Origin of the sequence: Kineosporia succinea (assembly GCF_030811555.1) — a bacterium.
Lineage (GTDB): Bacteria > Actinomycetota > Actinomycetes > Actinomycetales > Kineosporiaceae > Kineosporia > Kineosporia succinea.
Genome location: NZ_JAUSQZ010000001.1, coordinates 2,846,439 through 2,869,812 on the forward strand (window position 1 = coordinate 2,846,439; position 23,374 = coordinate 2,869,812).

The 23,374-nt window shown below is 69.8% G+C and carries 22 protein-coding genes; 10 read left to right on the top strand and 12 right to left on the bottom strand.

All coding sequences use genetic code 11. The annotated features are described in order from the left end of the window. Genes J2S57_RS12445 through kdgD form a run of 3 tightly spaced genes read right to left on the bottom strand, consistent with a single transcriptional unit; the run spans position 1 to position 3,817 of the window. Positions 1-1,326 (bottom strand): enolase C-terminal domain-like protein, encoded by a 1,326-nt coding sequence (locus J2S57_RS12445; RefSeq protein WP_307241856.1) that lies wholly within the window; start codon positions 1,324-1,326, stop codon positions 1-3. Beyond that, positions 1,323-2,906 carry an aldehyde dehydrogenase (NADP(+)) gene (locus J2S57_RS12450; RefSeq protein ID WP_307241858.1) on the bottom strand — a complete coding sequence of 528 codons (1,584 nt, stop codon included), beginning with the start codon at positions 2,904-2,906 and terminating at the stop codon, positions 1,323-1,325. The genes J2S57_RS12445 and J2S57_RS12450 overlap by 4 nt, the downstream gene beginning before the upstream one ends. After that, on the bottom strand, positions 2,906-3,817 hold the full coding sequence (gene kdgD, locus J2S57_RS12455) for a 5-dehydro-4-deoxyglucarate dehydratase (RefSeq protein WP_307241861.1): 912 nt from the start codon (positions 3,815-3,817) through the stop codon (positions 2,906-2,908). The genes J2S57_RS12450 and kdgD overlap by 1 nt, the downstream gene beginning before the upstream one ends. A gap of 194 nt (positions 3,818-4,011) precedes the next feature. On the opposite strand from kdgD, the gene J2S57_RS12460 reads away from it, so the two are divergent. The 5 genes from J2S57_RS12460 to J2S57_RS12480 are packed head-to-tail and all read left to right on the top strand — an operon-like array spanning position 4,012 to position 9,374. Then, a complete protein-coding gene (locus tag J2S57_RS12460; protein ID WP_307241863.1) occupies positions 4,012-5,562 on the top strand; it encodes an ABC transporter substrate-binding protein in 1,551 nt (516 codons plus the stop codon). Then, positions 5,559-6,488 carry an ABC transporter permease gene (locus tag J2S57_RS12465; RefSeq protein ID WP_307241866.1) on the top strand — a complete coding sequence of 310 codons (930 nt, stop codon included), beginning with the start codon at positions 5,559-5,561 and terminating at the stop codon, positions 6,486-6,488. The genes J2S57_RS12460 and J2S57_RS12465 overlap by 4 nt, the downstream gene beginning before the upstream one ends. Positions 6,489-6,493: 5 nt before the next feature. Continuing rightward, positions 6,494-7,423: an ABC transporter permease gene (locus J2S57_RS12470; RefSeq protein ID WP_370882631.1), complete on the top strand. Its 930-nt coding sequence runs from the start codon at positions 6,494-6,496 to the stop codon at positions 7,421-7,423. Next, on the top strand, positions 7,423-8,394 hold the full coding sequence (locus tag J2S57_RS12475) for an ABC transporter ATP-binding protein (RefSeq protein WP_307241870.1): 972 nt from the start codon (positions 7,423-7,425) through the stop codon (positions 8,392-8,394). Before J2S57_RS12470 ends, J2S57_RS12475 begins: the two co-directional genes overlap by 1 nt. Continuing rightward, the gene (locus J2S57_RS12480; protein ID WP_307241872.1) at positions 8,391-9,374 is read left to right on the top strand and encodes an ABC transporter ATP-binding protein; all 984 of its coding nucleotides are present in this window, start codon (positions 8,391-8,393) and stop codon (positions 9,372-9,374) included. The genes J2S57_RS12475 and J2S57_RS12480 overlap by 4 nt, the downstream gene beginning before the upstream one ends. 133 nt (positions 9,375-9,507) lie before the next feature. On the opposite strand, the gene J2S57_RS12485 is transcribed toward J2S57_RS12480, so the two are convergent. The 5 genes from J2S57_RS12485 to J2S57_RS12505 form a co-directional block, all read right to left on the bottom strand. Then, positions 9,508-10,452 carry a 2-hydroxyacid dehydrogenase gene (locus tag J2S57_RS12485; RefSeq protein WP_307241874.1) on the bottom strand — a complete coding sequence of 315 codons (945 nt, stop codon included), beginning with the start codon at positions 10,450-10,452 and terminating at the stop codon, positions 9,508-9,510. Continuing rightward, entirely contained in the window at positions 10,449-11,717 is a 1,269-nt protein-coding gene (locus J2S57_RS12490) for a glucarate dehydratase family protein (protein WP_370882462.1), read from the bottom strand. Before J2S57_RS12490 ends, J2S57_RS12485 begins: the two co-directional genes overlap by 4 nt. A gap of 238 nt (positions 11,718-11,955) precedes the next feature. Then, complete coding sequence (locus tag J2S57_RS12495; protein ID WP_307241878.1) at positions 11,956-12,999, bottom strand: TerC/Alx family metal homeostasis membrane protein; 1,044 nt, start codon at positions 12,997-12,999, stop codon at positions 11,956-11,958. 373 nt (positions 13,000-13,372) lie between these two features. Continuing rightward, positions 13,373-14,887 carry a nitronate monooxygenase gene (locus J2S57_RS12500; RefSeq protein ID WP_307241880.1) on the bottom strand — a complete coding sequence of 505 codons (1,515 nt, stop codon included), beginning with the start codon at positions 14,885-14,887 and terminating at the stop codon, positions 13,373-13,375. A gap of 250 nt (positions 14,888-15,137) precedes the next feature. After that, entirely contained in the window at positions 15,138-15,815 is a 678-nt protein-coding gene (locus tag J2S57_RS12505; protein WP_307241883.1) for a MadR family response regulator transcription factor, read from the bottom strand. 155 nt (positions 15,816-15,970) lie between these two features. Between J2S57_RS12505 and J2S57_RS12510 the strand changes: the two genes are divergently transcribed. Continuing rightward, positions 15,971-16,492 carry a hypothetical protein gene (locus J2S57_RS12510; RefSeq protein WP_307241887.1) on the top strand — a complete coding sequence of 174 codons (522 nt, stop codon included), beginning with the start codon at positions 15,971-15,973 and terminating at the stop codon, positions 16,490-16,492. Here the strand turns inward: J2S57_RS12510 and J2S57_RS12515 are convergent. Both J2S57_RS12515 and J2S57_RS12520 read right to left on the bottom strand, forming a co-directional pair. Next, positions 16,489-18,084 (bottom strand): phytoene desaturase family protein, encoded by a 1,596-nt coding sequence (locus J2S57_RS12515; RefSeq protein WP_307241889.1) that lies wholly within the window; start codon positions 18,082-18,084, stop codon positions 16,489-16,491. The genes J2S57_RS12510 and J2S57_RS12515 overlap by 4 nt on opposite strands. 389 nt (positions 18,085-18,473) lie before the next feature. Further along, positions 18,474-19,622 carry a LysR family transcriptional regulator gene (locus J2S57_RS12520; RefSeq protein ID WP_307241891.1) on the bottom strand — a complete coding sequence of 383 codons (1,149 nt, stop codon included), beginning with the start codon at positions 19,620-19,622 and terminating at the stop codon, positions 18,474-18,476. 138 nt (positions 19,623-19,760) lie between these two features. Between J2S57_RS12520 and J2S57_RS12525 the strand changes: the two genes are divergently transcribed. The 3 genes from J2S57_RS12525 (at position 19,761) to J2S57_RS12535 (ending at position 21,822) form a co-directional block, all read left to right on the top strand. After that, positions 19,761-20,462, top strand: a complete 702-nt coding sequence (locus J2S57_RS12525) for an aspartate/glutamate racemase family protein (protein WP_370882632.1) — start codon at positions 19,761-19,763, stop codon at positions 20,460-20,462. A 134-nt stretch (positions 20,463-20,596) separates the two neighbouring features. Continuing rightward, positions 20,597-21,286 (top strand): ArsR/SmtB family transcription factor, encoded by a 690-nt coding sequence (locus J2S57_RS12530; protein ID WP_307241895.1) that lies wholly within the window; start codon positions 20,597-20,599, stop codon positions 21,284-21,286. 155 nt (positions 21,287-21,441) lie between these two features. Next, entirely contained in the window at positions 21,442-21,822 is a 381-nt protein-coding gene (locus J2S57_RS12535) for a MerR family transcriptional regulator (RefSeq protein WP_307241897.1), read from the top strand. Here the strand turns inward: J2S57_RS12535 and J2S57_RS12540 are convergent. Continuing rightward, positions 21,796-22,653, bottom strand: coding sequence for a CE1 family esterase (locus J2S57_RS12540; RefSeq protein ID WP_307241899.1), 858 nt, complete (start codon positions 22,651-22,653; stop codon positions 21,796-21,798). The genes J2S57_RS12535 and J2S57_RS12540 overlap by 27 nt on opposite strands. 56 nt (positions 22,654-22,709) lie before the next feature. Here J2S57_RS12540 and J2S57_RS12545 point away from each other — a divergent pair, with 56 nt between their 5' ends. Further along, the gene (locus J2S57_RS12545; protein ID WP_307241902.1) at positions 22,710-23,057 is read left to right on the top strand and encodes a MerR family transcriptional regulator; all 348 of its coding nucleotides are present in this window, start codon (positions 22,710-22,712) and stop codon (positions 23,055-23,057) included. 81 nt (positions 23,058-23,138) lie between these two features. On the opposite strand, the gene J2S57_RS12550 is transcribed toward J2S57_RS12545, so the two are convergent. After that, entirely contained in the window at positions 23,139-23,324 is a 186-nt protein-coding gene (locus J2S57_RS12550; protein ID WP_307241905.1) for a hypothetical protein, read from the bottom strand. Positions 23,325-23,374 lie beyond the last annotated feature (50 nt).

Sequence of the window (23,374 nt, forward strand, 5' to 3'; positions counted from 1 at the left end):
CTACCTTCTCATCGCCGGGCGCTTCGGATCGAACGACCAGCCGGGAATCAGGTACTGCATGGCGATCGCGTCGTCGCGCGCACCGAGTCCCAGACGCCGGTAGGACTCGTGCGCCTCGGCCAGCTTCTCCTCGTCCAGGCGCAGACCCAGACCGGGCGCGGTGGGCACCTGCACGCACCCGTCGCGGATCACCGGCGGCCGCTGCGTGAGGCGCTGTCCGTCCTGCCAGATCCAGTGCGTGTCGATGGCCGTGATCTCACCCGGCGCGGCCGCCGCGACGTGGGTGAACATGGCCAGCGAGATGTCGAAGTGGTTGTTCGAGTGCGACCCCCAGGTGAGACCCCAGGCCTGGCACAGCTGGGCGACCCGCACCGAGCCGGCCATCGTCCAGAAATGCGGGTCGGCGAGCGGGATGTCGACGGCCTGGGACCGGATCGCGTGCCCGAGCTGGCGCCAGTCGGTCGCAATCATGTTCGTGGCGGTGGGAAGCCCGCTCGCGCGCCGGAACTCGGCCATCACCTCACGCCCGGAGTACTCCGCCTCGGCGCCGCACGGATCCTCGGCGTAGGCCACCACCCCGCGCATCGCCCGGCCGTACCCGATCGCCTCGCGCAGGGACCAGGCGCCGTTCGGGTCGAGGGTGATGCGGGCGTCGGGAAAACGCTCGTGCAGGGCGGTGACGGCGGCCACCTCGTCGGGCCCGGCGAGCACGCCGCCCTTGAGCTTGAAGTCCTGGAACCCGTACCGCTCCTGGGCGGCCTCGGCGAGGCGCACCACGGCCTCCGGCGTCAGGGCCTCCGCATCGCGCAGACGTTCCCAGTCGTCCGCCGGAGCGGTGCAGTGCCGGTACGGCAGATCGGTCTTCGCCGAATCCCCGACGAAGAACAGGTATCCCAGCATGCGCACTTCGTTACGTTGCTGTCCCTCGCCGAGCAGCTCGGCCACCGGAACCCCGAGGTGCTGGCCGAGCAGATCCAGCAGGGCCGACTCCAGCGCGGTGAGCACGTGCACGGTGGTGCGCAGGTCGAACGTCTGCCGGCCACGCCCACCGGAGTCCCGGTCGGCGAAGGCTTCGCGCACCTGCCGCAGCACGCCGCGGTGGCGGCTGATCGGCTGACCGACCACGAACGGGGTGCTGTCGGTCAGCGTGGCCGCGATCGCCTCACCGCCCGGCACCTCGCCCAGCCCGGTGTTGCCCGCCGAGTCGGTCAGGATCACCACGTTGCGTGTGAAGTACGGCCCGTGCGCACCGCTGAGGTTGAGCAGCATGCTGTCCTGCCCGGCGACGGGCACCACCCGCAGCCCGGTGACCACGGGAACGGTCATCGGGTGTACTGCCCGTCGACCTGACGGAAGATGCCCAGCTCGTTGTCGTCGTCGAGTCCGGCCGGCCGCAGTTCGGCGGGCAGGTCCTGGTAGGCCACCGGCCGCAGGAACCGCTCGATCGCCAGTGTGCCCACCGAGGTGCTCCGCCCGTCGTACGTGCTCGGGAACGGGCCGCCGTGCACCATCGCCTGCCCCACGTCCACACCCGTGGGCCAGCCGTTGAACACGATCCGGCCGACCTTCAGCTCCAGCTCGGGCAGCAGCTGCCGGGCCAGGTCGAGGTCGGCCCCGGCCGCGTGCACGGTGGCGGTGAGCTGGCCCTCCAGCGCCTGCACGATCAGGGCGAGCTGAGATGCGTCCTCGATCCGGACCACGAGCGAGGTGGCCCCGAACACCTCTTCCTGCAGCGCCGGATCGGCCAGGAAGGCCGACGCGGTGGTGGTGAAGAGATGGGTGACGCCCTCGGCCGCTATGGTCTCGTCGCGCGCGCCCGCCGCGACCTCGGTGACGTCGGCGTGAGAGGCATAGCGCCGCACGCCTTCTGCGTAGGCCGAGCAGATGCCCGGGCTGAGCATCGGGGCGGCCTGCGAATTCTGGACGCTCCGGGCGGCCGAGCCGAGAAAGGTCTCCAGAGCGGGGGAGTCGAAGGCGAACACCAGTCCAGGACTGGTGCACAACTGGCCCACCCCGGTGGTGAGGGACGCGACGAAAGCCGTGCCCAGTGCGTCCGCACGCTCGGACAGTGCCCCGGGCAGCAGGAACACCGGGTTCACGCTGGACATTTCGGCATAGACCGGAATCGGCACCGCACGCGCGGCGGCCGTGGCCGCCAGCGCGAGGCCACCGCTGCGCGAACCGGTGAACCCCACCGCCCGCACATGAGGGTCCGCGACCAGGGCCGTTCCCAGGTGGGTTCCGCTGCCGTGGAGCAGGGAGAAGACGCCCTCCGGCAGGCCGGACTCGCGCACCGCGGCCTGGACCGCCCGGCCGACGATCTCCGACGTGCCCGGGTGCGAGCCGTGCGCCTTGACGATGACCGGGCAGCCCGCGGCCAGGGCGGACGCGGTGTCGCCCCCGGCGACCGAGAAGGCCAGGGGAAAGTTCGACGCCCCGAACACCGCGACCGGGCCCAGCGGGATCTTGCGCTGTCGCAGGTCAGGGCGGGGGAGGGGCTCGCGGTCGGGCAGCGGGGGCTCGATCCGGGCGCCGATCCAGCTGCCCTCGCGCAGCACCTTCCCGAACAGCCGCAGCTGGTTGGCGGTGCGCGCGAGCTCACCGCGCACCCGGGGCTCGGCGATACCGGTCTCGGTGATCACCCGGGCGACGAGCACCTCGGCGACGGCCTCGAGGTTGGCGGCGATCCGGTCGAGGAAGGCGGCACGTCGTTCGCCGGAGGTCTCCCGGTAGGTGGCGAAGGCGTCCCAGGCCAAGGCCGATGCCTTCCGCACCTCGGTGGAACCCCCGAGCCCGTACACCGGTTCGAGGTCCTCACCGGTGCGTGGGTTGCGGGCGCGGAAGGTACCGGTGTCGCCGAAGACGCTCGTGGCGCCGATCAGCATCTCCCCGGTGAGGTCCGTCATCACGCCACCTTCTTCACGAGGTCGGTGAGGTCGGCCAGCTCGGCGTCGGTGAGGTCGACCAGCGGCGGGCGCACCGAACCGGCCGGGCGGCCCACGGCCTGCAGACCGGCCTTGACGATGGAGACCGCGTAACCGGCCCGGCGGTTGCGGATCTCGAGGTAGGGAAAGACGAACTCGCGCAGGCGGCGGTAGACGTCGTCCCGGTCGCGGCTCCGCACGGACCGGTAGAACTCACCGGCCCAGCGCGGGGCGAAGTTGTAGATGGCCGACGAATAGGTCGTCGCGCCCAGCTCCAGGTACGGCAGCGCGTAGGTCTCGGCCGTGGGCAGCCCGCCGACGTAGACCAGGCGGTCGCCGTGCGTGGCGTAAAGGTTGGCCATCAGGTCGATGTCACCGATGCCGTCCTTGAACCCGATGAAGTTGTCGAACCGGTCCACCAGCTGGTTCACGGTCTTCGCGGTGAACTTGGCGTTGGCCCGGTGGTAGACGATCACCCCCAGGTCGGTGGACGAGCAGACCCGGGCCACGTGCTCGTACAGGCCCTCCTGCGTCATCTCGGTCAGGTAGGGCGGGAGCAGGAAGATCCCGTCGGCGCCCGCCCCCTGCGCGGCCTGCGTCATCTCCACCGCGATACCGGTGCCGTAGCCGGCCGGCCCGACCACCGGGACGTCGGTGACCTCCTGCGCGCTGATCCGCACCACGCGCTCCACCTCGGACGGCGTGAGGGCGAAGAACTCGCCGGTGCCGCCCGCCGCGAACAGGCCCGCGGCGTCGAACTCCCGCAGGTAGCGCAGGTGCTCACGCAGCCCACCCTCGTCAAGGGCGAGCTCGGCGTCGGTGTGGGTGACCGGGAACGACAGCAGACCCGACCCGAGGGCATCGCGCAGTTCGGTGGGCGAGAAACGAGACATCGACGGCTCCTGAAAGTCGTGGGTTCCGTCCACGCTAGGCGGCCTTTTCGATACCTGTCCAAGCTCACTTCGGCATGGATCAATACCCGAAGAGCATTGCTGACCAGTGGTTGACGTCACAAATGGCCGCACCTACGGTACGTCTACGAATCCAGATCGTGTCCACGAGAAGTGGACGGCTGGGAAGGAACTCAATGTCGAGCCCACCGATTCCCCGAAAAACCATGCTGCTCAGTGCTGTTCTGGGGGTGTCGCTGATCGCCAGCGGCTGTACCGTCGCCAACTCCGAGTACGTCACCGGCGGCGGGGCGGGCGGTCTGCGCATCGTCCTGCCGGAGGAGCCCCCGACGCTCGAGGCCTGCCAGAGCTCACTCACCTCGACCGGCGTCGTCATCCGGTCGAACATCACCGAGCCACTCGTCGAGCGCGACGCCGACACTGGTGAGCTGGGGCCGAAACTCGCCACCGAGTGGGAGCAGACGTCCGACGAGACCTGGACCTTCACCCTGCGCGAGGGGGTCACGTTCACCGACGGCACCCCCTTCGACGCCGAGGCGGCCGCGTTCACCATCGACCGCGCGGTGAACTCCGATCTCGGATGTGAGGTCGAGGGTTATGTTTTCGGCGACACCGATCTGGACGTGAAGGTCGTGGACGACACCACGCTGACCGTCACCACCCCCGAGCCCGACCCGATCCTCCCGCTGCGTCTCTCGTTCGTCGAGATGGTCTCCCCGAAGACCAGTACGACCGAGAAGGTGCGCGTCCCGATCGGCACCGGCCCCTACGAGGTGGCCGACTGGCAGGCGGGACAGAGACTTTCGCTCGACGTCAACCCGAACTACTGGGGCGACGCGCCGGGCTACCAGAGCGTGAACTACGTCTGGCGCGCCGAGGGCAGTGTGCGCGCCGCGATGGTGACCAACGGTGAGGCCGACATCGCGACCAGCCTGGCCCCCGAGGACGGTGCCGGCGAACTGGCCGTGGCCTACCGCAACAACGAGACCACGGCACTGCGCATCCAGTCGGACGAGCCGCCGCTCGACGACATCCGTATCCGTCAGGCCGTCAACTCGGTGATCGACCGGAACACTCTCGTGCAGACGCTTTTCGAGAACCTGGCGACGCCGGCCGGGGAGCTGATCCCGGAGGGCGTCGTCGGCTACAATCCGGACGAGAAGATCTGGCCCTACTCGCCTTCCGAGGCGAAGCGTCTGGTGGACGAGGCCCGGGCCGACGGGGTCCCGGTCGACACCGAGATCCGGCTGATCGCCCGCACCGGCCAGTTCCCGCGCATCGCCGAGACCGTCGAGGTGATCCAGAACGAGCTGGAGAAGGCCGGTCTCAACGTCAAGATCCAGATGATGGACACCAATACCCAGCTGACGTACCAGATCCGGCCCTTCCCCGAGGACACCGGGCCGTACCTGCTGATGATCATGCACGGCAACCAGGCCGGTGACGCCGCGTTCACGCTCGACCAGTACATGCTCAGTGAGGGCTACCAGAGTTCCTGGGGCACCGAGGAGTTCGACGGGATGATCCGGGAGGCCGAGGCGCTCAAGGGCTCCGAGCGGCAGGCCGCGTTCGAGAAGCTCTGGCCCTACGAGCAGGAGAAGATCGTTCAGTACGCGTACATCGCGCACATGAGCGCGATCCTGGCCAAGTCCGCAAGCGTCTCGTACGAGCCGGATTCCGCCACCGGCGACGAGATGCGCCTGGCTGAGATGAGTCCCGTGTCATGACCGGATTCCTGCGCCGCCGGGCGTTCACCAGTCTCCTGCCGCTGATCGCCGTGCTGCTGGGCGTGTTCTTCCTCGCCCGGCTCACCGGTGACCCGGCCAACCTCTACCTGCCGGTGTCCGCGACGCCCGAGCAGCGTCAGCAGTTCATCGAGCAGAACGGTCTCGACGACTCGGTCTGGGCCCAGATGTGGGACTACCTCGGGGGCATCCTGCGGCTGGACTTCGGCGAGTCGCTGCGCACCGGGGAGTCGGCGGCCACGATGGCGCTGCGGGCCTTCCCGGCCACGCTGCAGCTGGCCTTCTCGACGATGCTCATCGCCGTGGCCGGCGCGATCGTGATCGGCTGCTGGGCCGCCTACCGGCCCAACTCGATCGCCGACCGGATCTCCAGCTTCCTGTCGATGACCGCGGCCAGCGTGCCCGACTTCTGGTTCGCCATCATCGGCGTCTGGATCTTCGCGGTCGGCCTGGGCTGGCTCCCGACCTCGGGCGTCACCGGGGGCATGGCCTCGTGGGTGCTCCCGGTGGCGACGCTGGTGATCCGGCCGCTGGGGGTGCTGACCCAGGTGGTGCGCGGGGCGATGGTGTCGGCCCTGTCCGCGCCCTACGTGCGGCTGGCCCGTTCCAAGGGCGCCGGTGACCTGCGCGTCGTCACCCATCACGCCCTGCGCAACGCGGCCGCCCCGGCCCTGACCGTGGCCGGTGACCTGATGGTCGGCCTGATCAACGGCGCGGTGGTGGTCGAGACCATCTTCGGCTGGCCGGGTATCGGCAAGCTGATGATCGACTCGATCCTCGGCCGCGACTTCGCCGTGCTGCAGGCCTGTGTGCTGCTCACGGCGGTCTCGATCTTCGTGCTCAACATCCTCATCGACATCGGTTACGCGCTTCTGGACGCGCGGGTCAGGGAGAAGGTGTCGGCGTGACGGACGTGGTGGAAGTCGTTTCTCCTGAGCGGGTTTCGCATCAGGTTTCGCTCTGGAGACTCCTCCTGCGCGACAAGGTGGCCACGCTCGCCGCCCTGGTGCTCGCGTTCATCGCCCTGGTCGCGGTCTTCGGGCCGATGCTGGTGGGCGACGAGGCGCGTCAGCAGAACCTGCTCAACGCGAACGCCGAGCCGTTCAACCTGTCCGAGGGGTGGCTCAACTTCCTCGGCACCGACGCACTGGGGCGCAGCGTGCTGGCCCGGCTGATCGTGGCCAGCCGCACCACGCTCTCGGTGGCGGTGCCCGCGGTGCTGCTCTCGCTGGTCATCGGCTCGCTGATCGGCATGTGGGCGGGCTACCACCGGGGCTGGCGCGAGACCGTGGTGATGCGGGTGGCCGACATCATCCTGAGCTTCCCCTCGCTGCTCATGGCCGTGGTGGTGCTCTACATCTTCTCGCCCAGCTCGGCGAACCTCGTTCTCGTGCTGGCGATCACCCGGATCCCGATCTACCTGCGCACCGCCCGGGCCGAGTCGGCCGAGCTGCAGAGCCGGCTGTTCGTGGATGCGGCGCGCACCTTCGGCACCAAGCCGCCGGCGATCATCTTCCGGCACGTGCTGCCGATCATCCTGCCCACCCTGCTGACGGTGGCCACGCTCGACTTCTGCTTCGTGATGCTGTCGGAGTCGTCGCTGAGCTTCCTCGGTATCGGCATCCAGCCGCCGTCGGTGAGCTGGGGCCTGATGGTGTCGCAGGGCCGCACCTACCTCCAGACCGCCTGGTGGCTCTCGTTCTTCCCCGGTCTGGCCATCGTGGTCACCACCGTCTCGGCGACGATCCTGGCGTCCTGGGCCCGGCTGGCCACCGATCCCGCGCAGCGCTGGCGGCTGGCGCTGCCCCGCGGCAAGCGACGTGTTCCCAAGGAGGTCAAGTGATGTCCGTTCTCAGCGTGAACGACCTGACCGTCGACATCGAGACCCCGGGTGGCACCCTGCGGGCGGTCGACGGCGTCGGCTTCGACGCGGTGCGGGGCGAGACCCTGGCCCTGCTGGGCGAGTCCGGCTGCGGCAAGTCGATGACGGCCCAGGCCATCGTCGGGCTGCTCGAGCCGGTCGCCTCGGTGACGAAGGGCTCGGTCACCCTGAACGGCACCGACCTGGTCAAGGCCTCACGGCGCCGGCGCCGGGCGATGGCCGGGCCGGAGCTGGCGATCGTGTTCCAGGACGCGCTGACGGCGCTCAACCCGGTCTACACGGTGGGTACCCAGCTGGCCGAGCCGTTCCGCATCCACCGGCGTCTCTCGGCGAAAGCGGCTCGGGTCGAGGCGATCGAGCTGATGCGGCGCGTCGGCATCCCGCACCCCGAGTCGCGGGTGGACGCGTATCCGCACCAGTTCTCGGGTGGCATGCGGCAGCGCCTGCTCATCGCGATGGCCGTGGCGCTCAACCCCTCGGTGCTGCTGGCCGACGAGCCCACGACCGCTCTCGACGTCACCGTGCAGGCCCAGATCATGGCTCTGCTCAAGGATCTCCGGGCCGAGCGGGAGATGGCCGTGGTGCTGATCACCCACGACCTGGCCCTGGTCGCCGAGGAGGCCGACAAGGTCGTGGTGATGTACGCCGGCCACGTGGTCGAGACCGGCTCGGTGTCCGAGGTGTTCGGGAACCCGCGGCATCCGTACACCAAGGGCCTGCTCGACTCGGTGCCGGTGCACGTGGCCCGGGGGTCGGAGCTGGCCTCGATCGGCGGTACCCCGCCCGACCTGGCCTCGATCCCGAACGGCTGCGTCTACCAGGCCCGGTGTCCCCTGGCCCGAGACCGTTGCGTGGCGGCCCGCCCGGTGCTGCGTGAGGTCGCCCCCGGTCGCCAGGCGGCCTGTCACTACTCCGAGGAGGTGTCCCGATGAGCGCGCTGCTCGAGGTGGACGAGCTGACCAAGACCTTCGACGTGAAGGGCGGCCGGCTCAAGGCCCTCGACGGCATCTCGCTGCGGCTGGGCCGGGGCGAGACGCTCGGTCTGGTGGGGGAGTCGGGCTGCGGCAAGTCGACGCTGGCCCGCACGCTGCTCATGCTCGAGAAGCCCGACGCCGGCACCGTGCGGTTCGACGGCACCGATCCGTTCTCGTTGCGCGGCAAGGAGTTGCTGGGCTGGCGGCGGCGGGTGCAGATGGTTTTCCAGGACCCCTACGGTTCGCTGAACTCGCGGATGACGGCCGGTCAGATCATCGCCGAGCCCTGGAAGACCCACAAGCAGATGTACGCGAACTCCCGCGACCGGGCCGCCCGGGTGCGGGAGCTGCTGGCCCTGGTGGGTCTTCGCCCGTCCGACGCCGACCGCTACCCGCAGGAGTTCTCGGGTGGTCAGCGGCAGCGTCTCGGCATCGCCCGCGCGCTGGCGCTGCAGCCCGACGTGATCATCTGTGACGAGCCGGTTTCCGCGCTCGACCTGTCGGTGCAGGCGCAGGTGCTGAACCTGCTCAACGACCTGCAGCGTCAGCTCGGGGTGTCGTACGTGTTCATCTCGCACGACCTGTCGGTGGTGCGGCACGTGGCCGACCGGGTGGCCGTGATGTACCTCGGGCGCATCGTCGAGCAGGGTCCGACCGAAGCGGTTTTCGAGCGTCCCCGGCATCCGTACACGGCGGCGCTGATGTCGGCGGCGCCCAAGCTGCACGAGTCCGACCGGGGTGAGCGGATCCTGCTCCAGGGCGAGATCCCGTCACCCCTGAACCCGCCGTCGGGCTGCCGGTTCCGCACCCGCTGCTGGAAGGCGACCGACATCTGCGCGGCCGAGGCGCCCCCACTCACCCGTGATCCGGCCGCCGAGGACCACGCGGCCGAGTGTCATCACCCGCTCCCGGCGGGGCGTCAGCTGGTGGTGGCCTGAGCGAACCGCGAGGGTGGACGCGCGAACTCACCTGAGTTCGCGCGTCCACCCTCGGCTCTGCCTGGCCACCGCCGCAGTTTCATCCGGACGCCGGGAGTCGGGAGCATCGCCGGCCGTGGTGCCCCCGATGCTCTCAGCGAGTGATCGAATTCTTCAGTGGCCGGCCGTGCTCCAGGGCCTCGATGTTCGCCACGATGTCATGGGCCCGGCCGCGGAAGGTCTCGTCGGTGTGCCCGGACTGGTGCGGCGTCAGCACCACGTTGTCGAACCCGGTGAAGTCGAGGTGCGAGGGTGGGGGGCTGCCCGGCCCGCGGGGATCGCGCCACCAGACGTCGATCGCGGCGCCGCCGATCGTGCCGTGGGACAGGGCGTCGTGCAGGGCCTGCTCGTCGACCACGGCGCCGCGGGCCACATTGACGAGAATGGCGCCCGGGCGCATGGTTTTCAGGGCGGTGGCGTCGATCAGGCCGCGGGTGGCGTCGCTCAGCGGAACCGTCACCACCACGATGTCCGACGAACCGAGCAGCTCGGGCAACTGCTCGGAGGTGCCCATCCACTCGACGCCGGGAGCTGGGCGTCCCGAGTGACGCACCGCTCGCACCCGCAGGCCCAGCGCACCCGCGAGAGCTGCCACCTGGGATCCGATCTCGCCGAAGCCGACGAGGCCGATCGTGCGCCCGGCCAGCACCTCGCCGAAAGGCAGCGTGGGATCGGTCATCACCGTGCGCCAGGTGCCCCCGCCCAGCTCGCGGCCGGCCCGGGGAACGTGACGCAGCAGCATCATCGAGACCATGATGACGTGCTCGGCGATCGACCGGCCGTGATGAAAGGTGTTGGCCAGCTCGACGTTCGGGGGCAGTGCGGCGAGGTCGATCTTCTCGTAGCCGGCGCCCGTCACCTGCACCAGCCGCAGGTCGTCGCCGCAGGCACGGATCAGATCGGCGGACGCCTGCCCGGAGACGAGAACGTGCGTGCCCGGCGCCTCGGCCGGATCGTCGCTGAACACCCACTCGTGCCCCGGGGTGTTCAGCACGTCGCGGAACCGCTGCAGGATCGGCTCGGTCACCAGGATCTTCACCAGAGGGGCGCCTTCCAGGCCGGGTCGATGCTGCGCATGTACCCGGTGTCGTCGCGGTTGCGGATGCCGGAGTCGAGGTACTGCTGGTGCATGCGGGCCAGGGCGTCGCGGTCGAGCTCGATGCCCAGCCCGGGTTTCGTCGGCACCTTCACCGCACCGTTCGCGAAGGCCAGTTCGCCGGGCACGATCACGTCGTCCTCGGGACGTTTCCAGGGCCAGTGGGTGTCGCAGGTGTAGTCGAGATTGGGAGTGGCGGCGGCCAGGTGAACCATCGCCGCCAGGCTGATGCCGAGGTGCGAGTTGGAGTGCATGCTCAGCCCGAGGCCGAACGTGTCGCAGACGGCGGCGAGTGACTGTGACCGGCGCAGGCCGCCCCAGAAGTGGTGGTCGGAGAGCACCACCCCGACCGCTTCTTGCTGCACGGCCGGTTTCAGGTGGTCGAACGCCACGACGCACATGTTGGTGGCCAGCGGCATCGGCACCTCACGGGCGACCTCACCCATGCCCGGGATGCCCGCGGTGGGATCTTCGAGGTACTCCAGCACCCCCTCGAGCTCCTGCCCGACCTTGATCGAGGTGGGCACGGTCCACACCGCATTCGGGTCCAGGCGCAGGGGAGTGTCGGGAAAGGCCTGCCGCAGAGCCCGGATCGCGGCCACCTCCTGATCGGGAGGGAACACGCCGCCCTTCAGCTTGATCGACGAGAAACCGTACTCGGAGATCATTTTCGTGGCCTGCCGCACCAGCCCGTCGGGGTCGAGGGCGGCACCCCACTCGTCTTCGTCGTGCCCCGGATGAGAAGCCCACTTGTAGAACAGGTATCCGGTGAAGCTCACCTCGTCGCGCACCGCGCCACCGAGCAGGTCGCTCACCGGCCGCCCGGTGATCTTGCCCTGCAGGTCGAGTGCGGCCACCTCGAACGGCGACAGCACCCGGTCGCTGGTGGACGACGTGGTCACCATCCCGGCCATGCCGTGACCACCGGTGCTGGTGTCTTCGGCGAGTGAGGCGATCACCCGGCGCTGCATCCCGTGCAGGTCGAACACGTCGGTGCCGATCAGGGCGGAGGCGGCCCGTTCGATGCGGCGCAGATGCGGTTCGTCGCCGTAGGTCTCGCCGAGCCCGTGATGGCCGCCCTCTGTGACGACTTCGACGACGGTGCGGAGCGCGAAGGGCTCGTGCACGCCGACACTGTTGAGCAGCGGGAGATCTCGGAAGGCCACCGGGGTCACGCGGACGGCGGAGACGAGCTCGGACATGGTCATCCCTTCATTGGGAGTCGTCCGAGCATCCTGACACGGCGGCGCGAGCGCGAACAAGGATGCGGAATGCCTTATACCGAAGCGGTATTGAGTGATACCCGGGGGACCTGTCGCGCTACGGGGAGAAGGAGTGGGCCCAGCTCTCGAGGCCGGCACCGCGGCCGCTCTCGTGGCCCGGGCCGCGACGGCGCCGATGCCTCGCCAGCTCCCCCGGCGCAGGCCGCCGGGGGAGCCACGGGGTTCAGGCGGCGCGGGTGGGCTCGTCGTCCTTCGAGGTGAGGGCGCCCTCGGCGACCGCCGCGTTGCGCTCGTCGCGCCGGTTGGCCAGCGTGCTCGTGATCGTCACGACCACCAGGATGCCGACGATGACGCTCAGCGAGAGCCAGGTCGGCACCGCCGGCACCGCGTGAATTGGCTCGCCCCCGTTGAGGAACGGCAGGTTGTTCTCGTGGAAGGCCTCGAGAATCAGCTTCACACCGATGAACGCGAGGATGACCGACAGGCCGGTGTCGAGATGGCGCAGCCGGTCGAGGAGGTCGCGCACCACGAAGAACAGCTGGCGCAGGCCCATCAGGGCGAAGGCGTTGGCGGTGACGACCAGGAACGGTTCCTTGGTCAGGCCGAAGATGGCCGGGATCGAGTCGAGCGCGAAGAGCACGTCGGTGACGCCGATCGCGACCATCGTGACCAGCATCGGCGTGGCGATCCAGCGGTGGTTCTGCTTCACGAACGGCCGGCCGCCGTGCCACACCGGCGTGCTCGGGATGACCCGGCCGATGAAACCGACCACGGCGGGCGGGGCCTCCTCGTCGACGTCGGGCTCACCGTCACCGTGCTTAGAACGCACCAGGTTCCAGGCGGTGTAGAGCAGGAAGGCCGCGAAGATGAAGAACACCCAGGAGAACTGGGAGATGGCCGCGGCGCCGATGGCGATCAGGCCGGCCCTCAGCACCAGTGCGAGCAGGATGCCGATCGTGAGCACGCGCAGCTGTAGGCGTTCCGGCACCGAGAACCGGGTCATGAGCACCAGGAACACGAACAGGTTGTCAGCGCTGAGGCTGTACTCGGTGAGCCAGCCGGCGATGAACTGACCGCCGTAGCCGGGCCCGAAGCCGATGATGATCGCGACGCCGAACGCGAGGGCGACCGCGACATAGAAGAGCACCCACCGCACAGCGTGCCTGACGGTGATGTGGGTCTGACCCCGGTTGAGGAAGAGGTCGATGGCGGTGATCGCGAGAACCAGGACTACGGTCGCGATCCACCAGGCAGCGCTGACGTGCATTTTCCAGGGCCTCCGGTTTCTTCCCACACGAAAGAACCGGAGGTCTCCTCCGCCCGGCAGATGTCGCCGTGTTCGATGAACACGCCTGATCTGTTGGTCCGAGCCGATGACGCCGGGCATGACCGGTCCACATTGACCGGCCTGGTATCGAGATGCCGTGCTGACGACGTCACCGTTCTAGGGAGTACTCCCCTCCACTACCGGCCCAGTGTGCTCTGCCTGTAGGGGCGGAGTCCACTTCCGGTGAAGTAAGACACATGCGGTGCGGGAACCTTTACAGTGCCCGCGCCTCATGCGTCTCGTAGAACGTCTTTTGGTCCCGGTTTGTTTCGGTGCTTGCGGACGCGGTGGTCACCCGCCGCCCGCAGGGCGCCTATCGGGCCGCGTACGCCAGTTCCTGCTCCGGTGCGGCCTCGGCACCACTCAGCAGGTAGCGAACCGCCTCCTGGGCGTCCCAGCCGTCCGGGTACTGGTTCAGCAGCTGCTTGGCGGCCGTCAGGTCGGAGCCGAGGGTGAGCAGCGGCCCCTCCTCGATGCCGGACCGCACCTGGGGCATGCCGATGGTGGCCATCAGGCCGTTGCACAGGCACTTGCGGCCCACGGTGTTGCTGAGCTCGCCGCCCTTGCGCACGTAGTCGTCCTCGGGCTCGGACGGGCAGCGGTAGCCCAGCTGGCCGGGCTTCTTCTCGTACGCGGTGCGCAGGTAGGCCAGGTCGCAGATGCGGGTGCGCTCCAGGTACGTCTCCTGCTCGCCGAGCGTGCCGTCCATCGGGACGACCTTGAACGGGAAGCCGGTGGGCGAGGCCAGGGCGTCGGTGCGGACCTCGAGGCGGTCGGCGGCCAGCGCGTCGAGCAGTTTGCCGCGGTTCTCCGGCGTGGTGCCGGAGTCACTGCTGAGGGCGAAGATCGTGCCGACCTGGACGCCGACCGCGCCCTGGGCGATGGCCTGCTGCACCAGCTCCGGGGTGGCGTAGGCGCCGGCCAGCCAGAACGGCAGGCCGAACTTGGCGATCTTGGGGATGTCGGCCTCGTCGCGGGTGCCGTAGACCGGCTCACCGTTGTCGGCGAACGTCATCCGGCCGCGCGGCGGGGCGTTGTGCCCACCGGCGATGTGGCCCTCGACGACGAAACCGTCCGGCGTGGTGGCCTCTTCCTTGGTCAGGTAGGCCGCCAGCGGGTGCGAGGCGATGATGGCGAGGAATTTGGGACGCTTGAGCGGAGGGAAGTTCTCCGGCACCACGTCGTAGGGGTTGAGCTCGGTGGCGTACGTCTGCGTGGACTCGTCGACGTGGATCTCCATCGCCACCTGCTCGTGGCGGGCCATCTTGTCGAGCAGACGCGGGATCTTGGACGGGATACCCGCGCCGACCAGTACGTAGTCGACACCGGCCAGCATCGAGCCGTAGAGCGAGGGCACCATCGCCAGCTGGATCTTCTCCAGCAGGTTGATGCCGACGGGGCCGTCGTGGCCCTCCTTGGCGAGCCAGACCTCGACGAACGCGCTGGCGACCATCAGCTCGCGGCTGCGGGAGACCGGCTTCAGCGTCAGGTTGGGCACCGGCAGGTACGCCTTGCCCTCTTCGCGGCCGTTCTCGTTGAAGTAGCGGTCGAGGATGCGCTCGGCCACCTCCGGCACCGGGAAGTGCGCCAGGGCACGGCGCATGTGCCCGCCCGGGTCGCCGTCCTGCAGGCGGCGGGCCACCACGGTGTCGAGCGCGGTACCGGACACCACGCCGAGGTTGCCGGTCATGGCGACCTGCCTGGCCAGGTTCCAGTCGGAGACCGCGGCCCCCATGCCGCCCTGGATCACGACGGGCAGGGCCGGCTCGCCGGTTGGCGCACCGGGCTGCGCCAGGTCGAGACCGGGCGCGGACTCTTCGTTCCTCACAGCAGCAGGCCTTCCCGTCGAAGATGATCAACTTACGATTTCGTAAGTTACGCCTACGGAAACGTAAGTTACGCCCTCGAAGGTTCCGGGCGCCAGAGGCAGGTGCGGGGAAGAGCGCTGGGTCACAGACCCTCGAGAGCCCAACGGTCGAGGTCAGAAGCTGGTTCGGCAGATAACCCGTTCGGCTGAACCGGGCCGGTTCCGGCTCCAGGATTTCTTGACCGGGCATCGCCCAATTCCGGCCCAACGGTCAGATGTAGCCCCATTTGCTCCCCGCGTAGACCGCCTCGGCCCGGCGGGAGACGGCGAGCTTGCGCATGAGGTTGCTGACGTGGAACTTCACCGTGGTCTCGGAGATGTAGAGCCGGGTCCCGACCATCCGGTTCGAGCAGCCCTGGGCCAGCAGCCGCAGCACCTCGATCTCCCGCCCGGTCAGCCGCGGCCGGCCCCGGTCGGCACCCGGGCTCAGGCTGCGCACCATCGCCGCGGTGCTCCGGGCGTCCAGGGCGCCCTCGCCCCGCCCGACCGCCCGCACGGCCCGCACCAGCTCCGACGTGTCCACGTCCTTCACCACGTAACCGCGCGCCCCACGCTGGATCGCGGCCAGCACCAGCCGGTCGTCGAGCAGTGTGGTCAGCACCAGCACGCCGAGGCCGGGGAAGTGGTTGGTCAGGGTGGCGCACAGGTCCAGGCCCTCGGTGTCCGAGGGGCCGGAGAGCTTCAGGTCCAGCAGCACCACGTCGGGCCGCGCCCGCTCGACCACGGCGAGCACCCCGGGAGCCGAGGCCGACTCACCGACGACGCGCAGATCGTCCTCACGCTCGAGAAGTGCCCGCAGACCCTGCCGCACGTTGGCGTGGTCGTCGACCACCACGACCGTGGTGCTTCCGGTTCGAGATGCCGGCACCTGCACTGACGTCGTTGTCATCGTGCACCCTCCAGATCGGGATCCTCCTGGACGGTAGGCCGGGGTGAACCCCTACGTAAAGGCCTAACCGCGCAGCGTGAGGACCTGTCCGGTCGGAGGGGGAATCCGACCGTTCGGCCGGGACCGGCGGTGCCGGCCCGGCTAGGGTCCGGATCATGACCTACTCCCCGTTCCCCGAGCTGAACGCGCTGTGGGACTTCCAGTCCGAGAACGGCTTCGAGTCCTACGCCCAGGGGTTCGGCCTGTACGGCGAGTTCGGCGACCGGGACACGCTGGCGCCCGGCTGGTCGGGTGACGAGGAGTTCCACGCCCGGCTGAAGGCGTTCGCCCAGGCCACCGGGGGTGGCTCGATCTACGCGCTGTGGGATGCCGGCGACGGCACCCGTCCGGTCGTCGTCTTCGGCGACGAGGGTGGCATCCACGTGATCGCGGCCGACGTGCGTGACCTCCTGCGCGTGCTCACGTTCGACGTCGAGCCGATGGTCGACTGGGACCGCGTGTACTACTTCAAGAGCGACGAGGACGAGCCCAGCGACGAGCACGACCTCTTCGTCAGCTGGCTGCGGGAGACCTTCGGGATCGAGCCGGTGGACGACGCGGACGCGTTGGTGGAGTCCGCCCAGTCGCGTCACGGTGCGGCTTTCCGGGCCTGGATCGGGCGTTTCGAGCTCGGCTAGCGGTACAGCACCTTCATCGCCCGCCCGCGCAGGGCCTTGACCGGCCGCCCCAGGCGGCCTTCGGCGGCCAGGGCCGAGCGGGCCGCGATCCATCCGCAGGCTCCGTGCACCCCGCCGCCCGGATGGGTGGAGGCTCCGGCCAGGTACAACCCGTCGATCACGGTCTCCGGGCGGCCGAGCCCGGTGGCCGGCCGGAACACCAGCTGCTGGTGCAGCTGCGCGGTGCCGCCGTTGATCGCGCCGCGGTACAGGTTCCCGTTCGAGGCCTGCAGGTCGGACGGGTGCTGCACGGTGCGGTGCCGCACCCGGTCGCGGAAGCCGGGGGCCAGCTCCTCGAGCCTGGCGTCCATCGCGGTGGCGACCTGTCCCGCGTGCGCGTCGTCGTACTTCTCGCGCGGGAGATGTGTGTAGGCCCAGACGCTTTCGGTGCCGGAGGGGGAGCGTGTGGGGTCGGCCGTGGTCATCTGGCCGAGCAGGGCGAACAGCTCGTCCGGTTCCCGGCCCGAGGCCAGGTCCGACGACCAGCGCGACAGCCCCGACAGGCCGGTGCCGAAGTGCACCGTGCCGGCCGTGCGGGCGGCCTCGGCGCGCCACGGGATGCCGCCCTCGACCAGCCAGTTCACCTTGACCGTGGGCAGATCCCACTCGAACCGCGCCAGATCACGGCGCAGTCGTTCGGGAAGGTGCTCCGCGCCGACCATTTCGTTGAACAGGCGAGGTGCATCCACGTCCGCAAGCACTGCTCGCCGCACCGCCACCTCGCGCCCGCTCGCCGTGCGCACCGAGGTCGCGCGCCCTCCCCGGACCCCGACCGACACCACGTTCTCGCCGACGTCGATGCGGGCCCCGGCCGACTGTGCGCGGCGCGCCATCGCTTTCGTCAGCATGCCCGAACCACCCTGCGGCACCGGGAAACCCACGTCCTGCGCGAGCATCACCAGGAGCCAGCCGAAGATCCCGCTGCCCGGTGCCTCCATCGGGACGTCGGCGTGCATGGCGTTGCCGGAGACCAGTAGTTTGCCGTGCTCGCCCCGGAACCACTCCTGGGTCAGGCGGATCACCGGCGCCGCGGCGATGCGGGCCAGGTCGAGCGTGTCGTGAGCGCCCGCGCGCCACAGCAGTTTCGCGCCGGAACGGACCGGGGGGAACGGTGTGAACAGGGCGTCGAGCAGCGGATCACGCAGACGCTGCCACTGCTCGAACAGCCTCAGCCAGGAATCGCCGTCGCCGGGGGCGTCCGCGTCGAGGGCCTCGGCGGTCCGCGCCGGGTCGCGGTGCACCACGGCGCACCGCTCCTCGTCGGCATCGGCCACGTGCGCGATCACGCTCGGCGCCTGCACCCAGGTCAGGCCGTGCTGCTCCAGGCTCAGCCGTTTGATCACCGGGGACGCTGCCGCGAGCGGGTAGAAGGCGCTGAACAGGTCGGACGTGGTCTCGGGAGACTCCGGCCAGAGCGAGCCCGAGCGCACCGCACCGCCGATCTCGTCCTGGGCCTCCAGCACCAGCACGTCCCAGCCGGCGTCGGCCAGGGCCGACGCGGCGACCAGCCCGTTCGGCCCGGCCCCGATGACCACGGCGTCCACGGTCTCCATGCTCGGTTCTCCGCTCGCTAGTCCGGGCACCATCCCAGCAGGCGCCCGCGGCGGGCGCGAGCCGGAGTGGTCCCCGGTATCGGCCGAGGGAACCCGGGCACAGGCGGGCGGACCGAAGTCCGGTTCTGACCGATCGGCGACTACGTCTTGCAGTCAGGCGTATCCGCAGGGAAAGCTTGGGGCACCCAAAGACGGGCAAGCACGGAGGAAGAATGTCCAGTCGCGACAGACACGTAGCTCGCCCGCTCAGACACCCGGCGGTCTAGACCTCCGGGCCCTCAGCGCCAGGACTTCGCTCCCCACCGCACTCCGCGAGAGTCGCCGGTCCGGTGGGCGGCGGATGTCCGGTCGATCGCCAACTTCCCGTAGGTCGGGAACCGGGCGTGACCTCAGGCGCTGATCCGGCCCGGGCGCGCCGCCGCCCGCAACTGCTCCAGCACGGCCTCCACGGCCGGCACCCCGTGGCTGCTCGGCGCCAGCACGGCCGACACCGTGCGTGACGGGTAGCCTTCCAGGGGAACCACTTTCACCGACGGATTGAGACTGGCCGCGAGCGCCATGCCGGGCAGGGCGGCCACCGCCAGCCCGGCCGCGACCAGGGCCTGCACCACCACGTAGTCGTCGGTGCTGTGCCGGATGTCGGGCGTGAAGCCGGCTTTCACGGCCTCGCGCACCAGGTGCTTGCGGCACGAGACGCAACCGGCGATCCAGCGCTGCCCGGCCAGGTCGTTCATGGTGACCGAGTCCCGGCCCGCCAGAGGGTTTTCCGGTCCGATCACGGCGTGCAGCGGGTCGCGCAGCAGTTGCACGGCGTCGAGCGGGCCGCGCTCGAACTCCTCGCCCGGGTAGTCGAAGACGATGGCCAGGTCGCACTGCCCCTCGGCGATCAGCACCAGGGCCTCGGGGGGTTCGACCTGGGTCAGGCGCACGTCCAGCCCGGGATGGTCGGTGCCCAGGCTCATCAGGGCCTTCGAGACCAGGGTGGCGCTGGCCGAGGGGAACGCCGCGATCCGGACCCGGCCGGTGCGGCGCCGGGCCAGGTCGGCGAGGGCCTCGCCGGCGGCCTCGAGGCGCGCGTCGATCGCGTCGGCGTGACGCAGCAGAAGCTGGCCCGGATCGGTGAGCGCGATGCCCCGCCCGACCCGGGTGATCAGCGCCAGGCCGAGGTCTTTCTCCAGCTTGCGGATGTGCTGACTGACGGCCGGCTGGGTCCAGCCCAGGGTGCGGGCGGCCGCGGCCATCGAACCGGAGTGCGCCACCTCGCGGAACACGAGCAGGCGCCTCGGGTCGAGCTTGAGCGTGGCCGAGCCCTCGCCGAGCACCGGGCGGTCGGCCTCGGGCTCCGGCTCGGGCGTGACCGGAGATTTAACCGGGGGCGTCGCGGTCTCCTGCGCGGCCACCACCTCGGGCCGGGCCGCGGGGTGCTCGTTCTCGTGGCGGGGCACCGGGCCGGTTCCTCCCAGCACCGCTTCCACCTGCGCCTCCGGCACGGCGTGGGTGTGAGCGACGGGCTGCTCGTCGTCCGCGATCGGTGGCATGGACCCATTCAGCCACACAAATCTGCGAAACCAAAGCTGAGCTTGGGGCTCACTCCGACCAAGACGTTCTTGTCGCAGTCTCAAGGTTGCGGGACGGTGAAAAAGGTTGCGGTGGCCGAGATGCACGTGGAGGACGAGATGCTGACGATCGGGTTGCTGGGCGGGATGAGCTGGCAGTCGACGGCGGAGTACTACCGGATCGCGAACGAGATGGTGGCGCAGCGGCTGGGCGGGCTGCACTCGGCACGCGTGGTGATGGCTTCTGTCGACTTCGCCGAGATCGGGGTGCTGCAGCGCGCCGGGCAGTGGGACGAGGCCGGGCGGGTGCTGGCCGAGCAGGCCCGGGGGCTGGTGGCGGCCGGCGCCGACATGGTGCTGATCTGCACGAACACCATGCACAAGGTGGCCGACCAGGTCGCCGCCGCGATCAGCGTGCCGCTGGTGCACCTGGCCGACACCACGGCCGAGGCCGTGCTCGCGCAGGGGGTGGGCACGGTCGCGCTGCTGGGCACCGCGTTCACCATGGAGCAGGACTTCTACCGCGACCGGCTGGCCTCGCACGGGCTGGAGGTGCTGGTGCCGACCGAGCCGGAGCGGGCGCTGGTGCACCGGGTGATCTTCGAGGAACTCTGCGTCGGGATCATCCGTGAGGAGTCCCGGCAGGCCTACCGGGACGTGATCGCCGGGCTCGTCGAGCGCGGCGCGCAGGGCGTGATCCTGGGCTGTACCGAGATCGAGCTGCTGATCTCGCAGGCCGACAGCACCGTGCCGGTCTTCCCGACGACGCGCCTGCACATCGAGGCGGCGGTGAACCGGGCGATGGCGCTCGCGGTGGCGTAAGAGCCCGATGGCGGACGCGTCGGTCGGGCCGACCGACGCGGTCGCCTCGGTCGAGGGCAGGGGTCGGGTCGGGGTCCGGGCGGTCCGCGAGGTTTCGCCGTCCGGCGAACTGTTGCCGCGCTAGCGTCGACGGCATGCAGATCGCCAACGTGGACGTGGCCGCCGCCGCGCGGCTGCTCGCCGAGGAGTCCCGCTCGGCGATGCTGACCCTGCTGCTCGACGGCCGGGCCCATCCGGCCGGAGTGCTCGCCCAGGTCGCGGGCATCGGCCGGCCCGCCGCCAGCGCACACCTGAAGCAGCTGGTCGAGGCCGGGTACCTCGAGGTCGTGGCGCAGGGGCGGCACCGCTACTACCGGATCTCGCGGCCCGAGGTCGCCACCGCGCTGGAGTCGCTGGCCGCCATCGCCCCGCCCCGGCCGGTGCGCAGCCTGCGCCAGAGCAGCACCGCACGTCGGCTGGCCGCCGCCCGCACCTGTTACGACCATCTGGCGGGCCGGGCCGGGGTCCTGCTGCGCGATGCCCTCGTCGACCACGGGCAAGTGGCAGAGGGTGTCGTGACGGCGCTGGGTGCAAAGGATTTCGGTGAGCTCGGAATCGACGTCCCCACTCTGGCGAGAGCACGTCGTCCTCTGGTGAAAGACTGCCTCGACTGGACCGAACGCCGGCCCCATCTCGCCGGAGCCCTCCCGGCCGCACTGCTTCTCGCGTTCACCGGCCGCGACTGGATGACCCGCCAGGCCGGGCGCCAGGTCGAGATCGATCCGGCCGGATGGCGCCAACTGGGCGACTGGCTGGGCTGTTCCGGCGGATGCCACAGCCGCTGAACGGCCGCCAGGGACCTCCCGTACTCCGCGTCGGCCAAAGGTCATTGCCGGTTCGGGCATTTCGATGCCGAGATCGCCCGGACCCTTCGCTCGGCGCGCCCGCCCGGCTAGATTGGGACTCGTCTCGATGCGGAGCGCGTGAAGGGCGGACACCGGTGAGAATCAGCCAGCTGTGCGAGAAAACCGGGGTCAGCGCGCGCTCGCTGCGGTACTACGAGCAGCAGGGGCTGATCGAGGCCGGGCGCCGGCCCAACGGTTACCGCGACTACGACGACGACGCGGTGGTGACCGTGCTGATGATCCGCTCCCTTCTCGAACGTGGTTGCCCCACCGAACTGATCCGCAGTCTCCTGCCCGGTCCCACCGGTGGTGGCTGCCCCGACGACCAGGCCGTGGGGCAGGGAGTCATCGACTGCGTCACGAGTGTCCGTGACGAGGTGGCCGAGAAGGTCGCCCACCTGTCCCGCACACGTGACTCGCTCACCCGTTTCCTCGAGCAGCAAGACCAGTCAGTCGGTTCGCTCGTCACGCAGTAGCCCGGCCAGCAGGTCGGCGGCCGAGCCGTCGCGGTGGGTGCGGCCGACCACCAGGGCGGGTGCGTTGCCCGGCCCGGGCACGGTGTGGCCGCCGCCGTTCACGGTGTAGAGCGCCACGTGAAGACGCTCCGGTTGGCTGAACGACGTGCGTTCCACTGACGTCGTGGTCGATCGGGTGGGAAGTGCGGTGGTCTCGGGTGGCGTGGTGATGCCGTTGCGGGCCGCGAAGTAACGGGCCGTCTCGGGCATCGACAGCGTGCGCCCGCCGACCTTGAAAAGGGTGCGGGTGAGCCAGGACATCTCACCGCCGCGGTAGCTGACGATCGGGTCTTTCGTGCCGTGGATGAGGATCACCGGCAGCGGGACGACCGGCTCGGTCGGCGCCAGGAAGTTCTCCGGCGCGGGCAGGGTGGCCGCGATGATCATGGCTCCACCGAGCAGGCCGGGCGCCTCGTGGATCAGCCGCATCACCATCTGCCCGCCGTTGGAGTAGCCGACGGCGAAAACTTTTCGGGCCCCCAGCTTCTCGATCACGGCCCGGGTGAAGGCGACGTCGTCGACGTTCGCGGTGCGGGCCGGGAAGAAGCTCTCCTTGCGGGCGTCGTTCCAGTTGCCCCGGTATCCGTCGAGATACACCACCCGGGCGCCGTGACCGGTCAGCCGGTCGAACTGGTGGCCGGTGAACGTGCGGTGCGCCGCCCCCGACTGTCTCGAACCGTGGAAAACCAGGACGATAAGCGGCGATTGCGGCCCGACGGCCATGAAGGTCCGGGTGCGGCCGTCGATCTCGACGCTGTCGTGCGTCACAAGTTCTTGCTCTTTCGTGCTCATACGGCGACGCTAAACGTTGACATCGTGTCAAGGTCAAGCAAGCCGGGAGCGCCGCGGTGAAGATCAGTGAACTGGCCACGAAGACCGGTGTGAGTGCCCGGTCGCTGAGGTACTACGAGCAGCAGGGGCTGATCACGGCGCAGCGGCGGGCCAACGGCTACCGCGAGTACGACGACGAGGCCGTGGCCACGGTACTCACCATCCGCTCGCTGCTCGACCTGGGCTTTCCGAGCGACCTGATCCGCACCGTGATGCCGTGCACCAAAGGCGAGACGCAGGAAGACATCTGCGGCGGGGTGCTGCAGCGGGTCGAGGCCATCCGCGACGAGGTGGCCGAGCGGGTCGTGCAGATGCGGCGCACCCAGGAGACTCTGACCCGCTACCTCGACGAGGCCCGCGCCTGAGGTTCTGGTCCGGGCCGCCAAAACGGAGAACCGGAGGCCGCGGCCTCCGGTTTCGTGGGGTGGTCGCCCCCTGGTGATCTGTCAGTCGTCATGGCGGTCCACCTTCTGCCGGGCCTCCCGGCGCCGTCCCTCGGCCCGGCGGTCACGGCGGGAGCCGTTGGTGGCCGAGGCGATCCGGTTGAGCAGCAGGCGGTGCTGGAGTTCGTCGGGGCTGAGGGCACGGTGGGCCAGGAGCTGCCCGTCCGTCCAGGTCTTCGCGAGTTTCATGAGGTACTGGATAACGCCTGGAACGTCCCGGCGTCACCTGGTTTTCCGGG

What these genes read in the sequence shown, in the direction of transcription:
- J2S57_RS12460 (WP_307241863.1), top strand. Translation starts at nt 4,012, where the DNA reads ATGTCGAGCCCACCGATTCCCCGAAAAACCATGCTGCTCAGTGCTGTT.
- J2S57_RS12445 (WP_307241856.1), bottom strand. Translation starts at nt 1,326, where the DNA reads ATGACCGTTCCCGTGGTCACCGGGCTGCGGGTGGTGCCCGTCGCCGGG.
- J2S57_RS12480 (WP_307241872.1), top strand. Translation starts at nt 8,391, where the DNA reads ATGAGCGCGCTGCTCGAGGTGGACGAGCTGACCAAGACCTTCGACGTG.
- J2S57_RS12505 (WP_307241883.1), bottom strand. Translation starts at nt 15,815, where the DNA reads ATGACAACGACGTCAGTGCAGGTGCCGGCATCTCGAACCGGAAGCACC.
- J2S57_RS12510 (WP_307241887.1), top strand. Translation starts at nt 15,971, where the DNA reads ATGACCTACTCCCCGTTCCCCGAGCTGAACGCGCTGTGGGACTTCCAG.
- J2S57_RS12465 (WP_307241866.1), top strand. Translation starts at nt 5,559, where the DNA reads ATGACCGGATTCCTGCGCCGCCGGGCGTTCACCAGTCTCCTGCCGCTG.
- J2S57_RS12530 (WP_307241895.1), top strand. Translation starts at nt 20,597, where the DNA reads ATGCAGATCGCCAACGTGGACGTGGCCGCCGCCGCGCGGCTGCTCGCC.
- J2S57_RS12490 (WP_370882462.1), bottom strand. Translation starts at nt 11,717, where the DNA reads ATGACCATGTCCGAGCTCGTCTCCGCCGTCCGCGTGACCCCGGTGGCC.
- kdgD (WP_307241861.1), bottom strand. Translation starts at nt 3,817, where the DNA reads ATGTCTCGTTTCTCGCCCACCGAACTGCGCGATGCCCTCGGGTCGGGT.
- J2S57_RS12495 (WP_307241878.1), bottom strand. Translation starts at nt 12,999, where the DNA reads ATGCACGTCAGCGCTGCCTGGTGGATCGCGACCGTAGTCCTGGTTCTC.
- J2S57_RS12520 (WP_307241891.1), bottom strand. Translation starts at nt 19,622, where the DNA reads ATGCCACCGATCGCGGACGACGAGCAGCCCGTCGCTCACACCCACGCC.
- J2S57_RS12550 (WP_307241905.1), bottom strand. Translation starts at nt 23,324, where the DNA reads ATGAAACTCGCGAAGACCTGGACGGACGGGCAGCTCCTGGCCCACCGT.
- J2S57_RS12515 (WP_307241889.1), bottom strand. Translation starts at nt 18,084, where the DNA reads ATGGAGACCGTGGACGCCGTGGTCATCGGGGCCGGGCCGAACGGGCTG.
- J2S57_RS12450 (WP_307241858.1), bottom strand. Translation starts at nt 2,906, where the DNA reads ATGACGGACCTCACCGGGGAGATGCTGATCGGCGCCACGAGCGTCTTC.
- J2S57_RS12525 (WP_370882632.1), top strand. Translation starts at nt 19,761, where the DNA reads ATGCTGACGATCGGGTTGCTGGGCGGGATGAGCTGGCAGTCGACGGCG.
- J2S57_RS12475 (WP_307241870.1), top strand. Translation starts at nt 7,423, where the DNA reads ATGTCCGTTCTCAGCGTGAACGACCTGACCGTCGACATCGAGACCCCG.
- J2S57_RS12540 (WP_307241899.1), bottom strand. Translation starts at nt 22,653, where the DNA reads ATGAGCACGAAAGAGCAAGAACTTGTGACGCACGACAGCGTCGAGATC.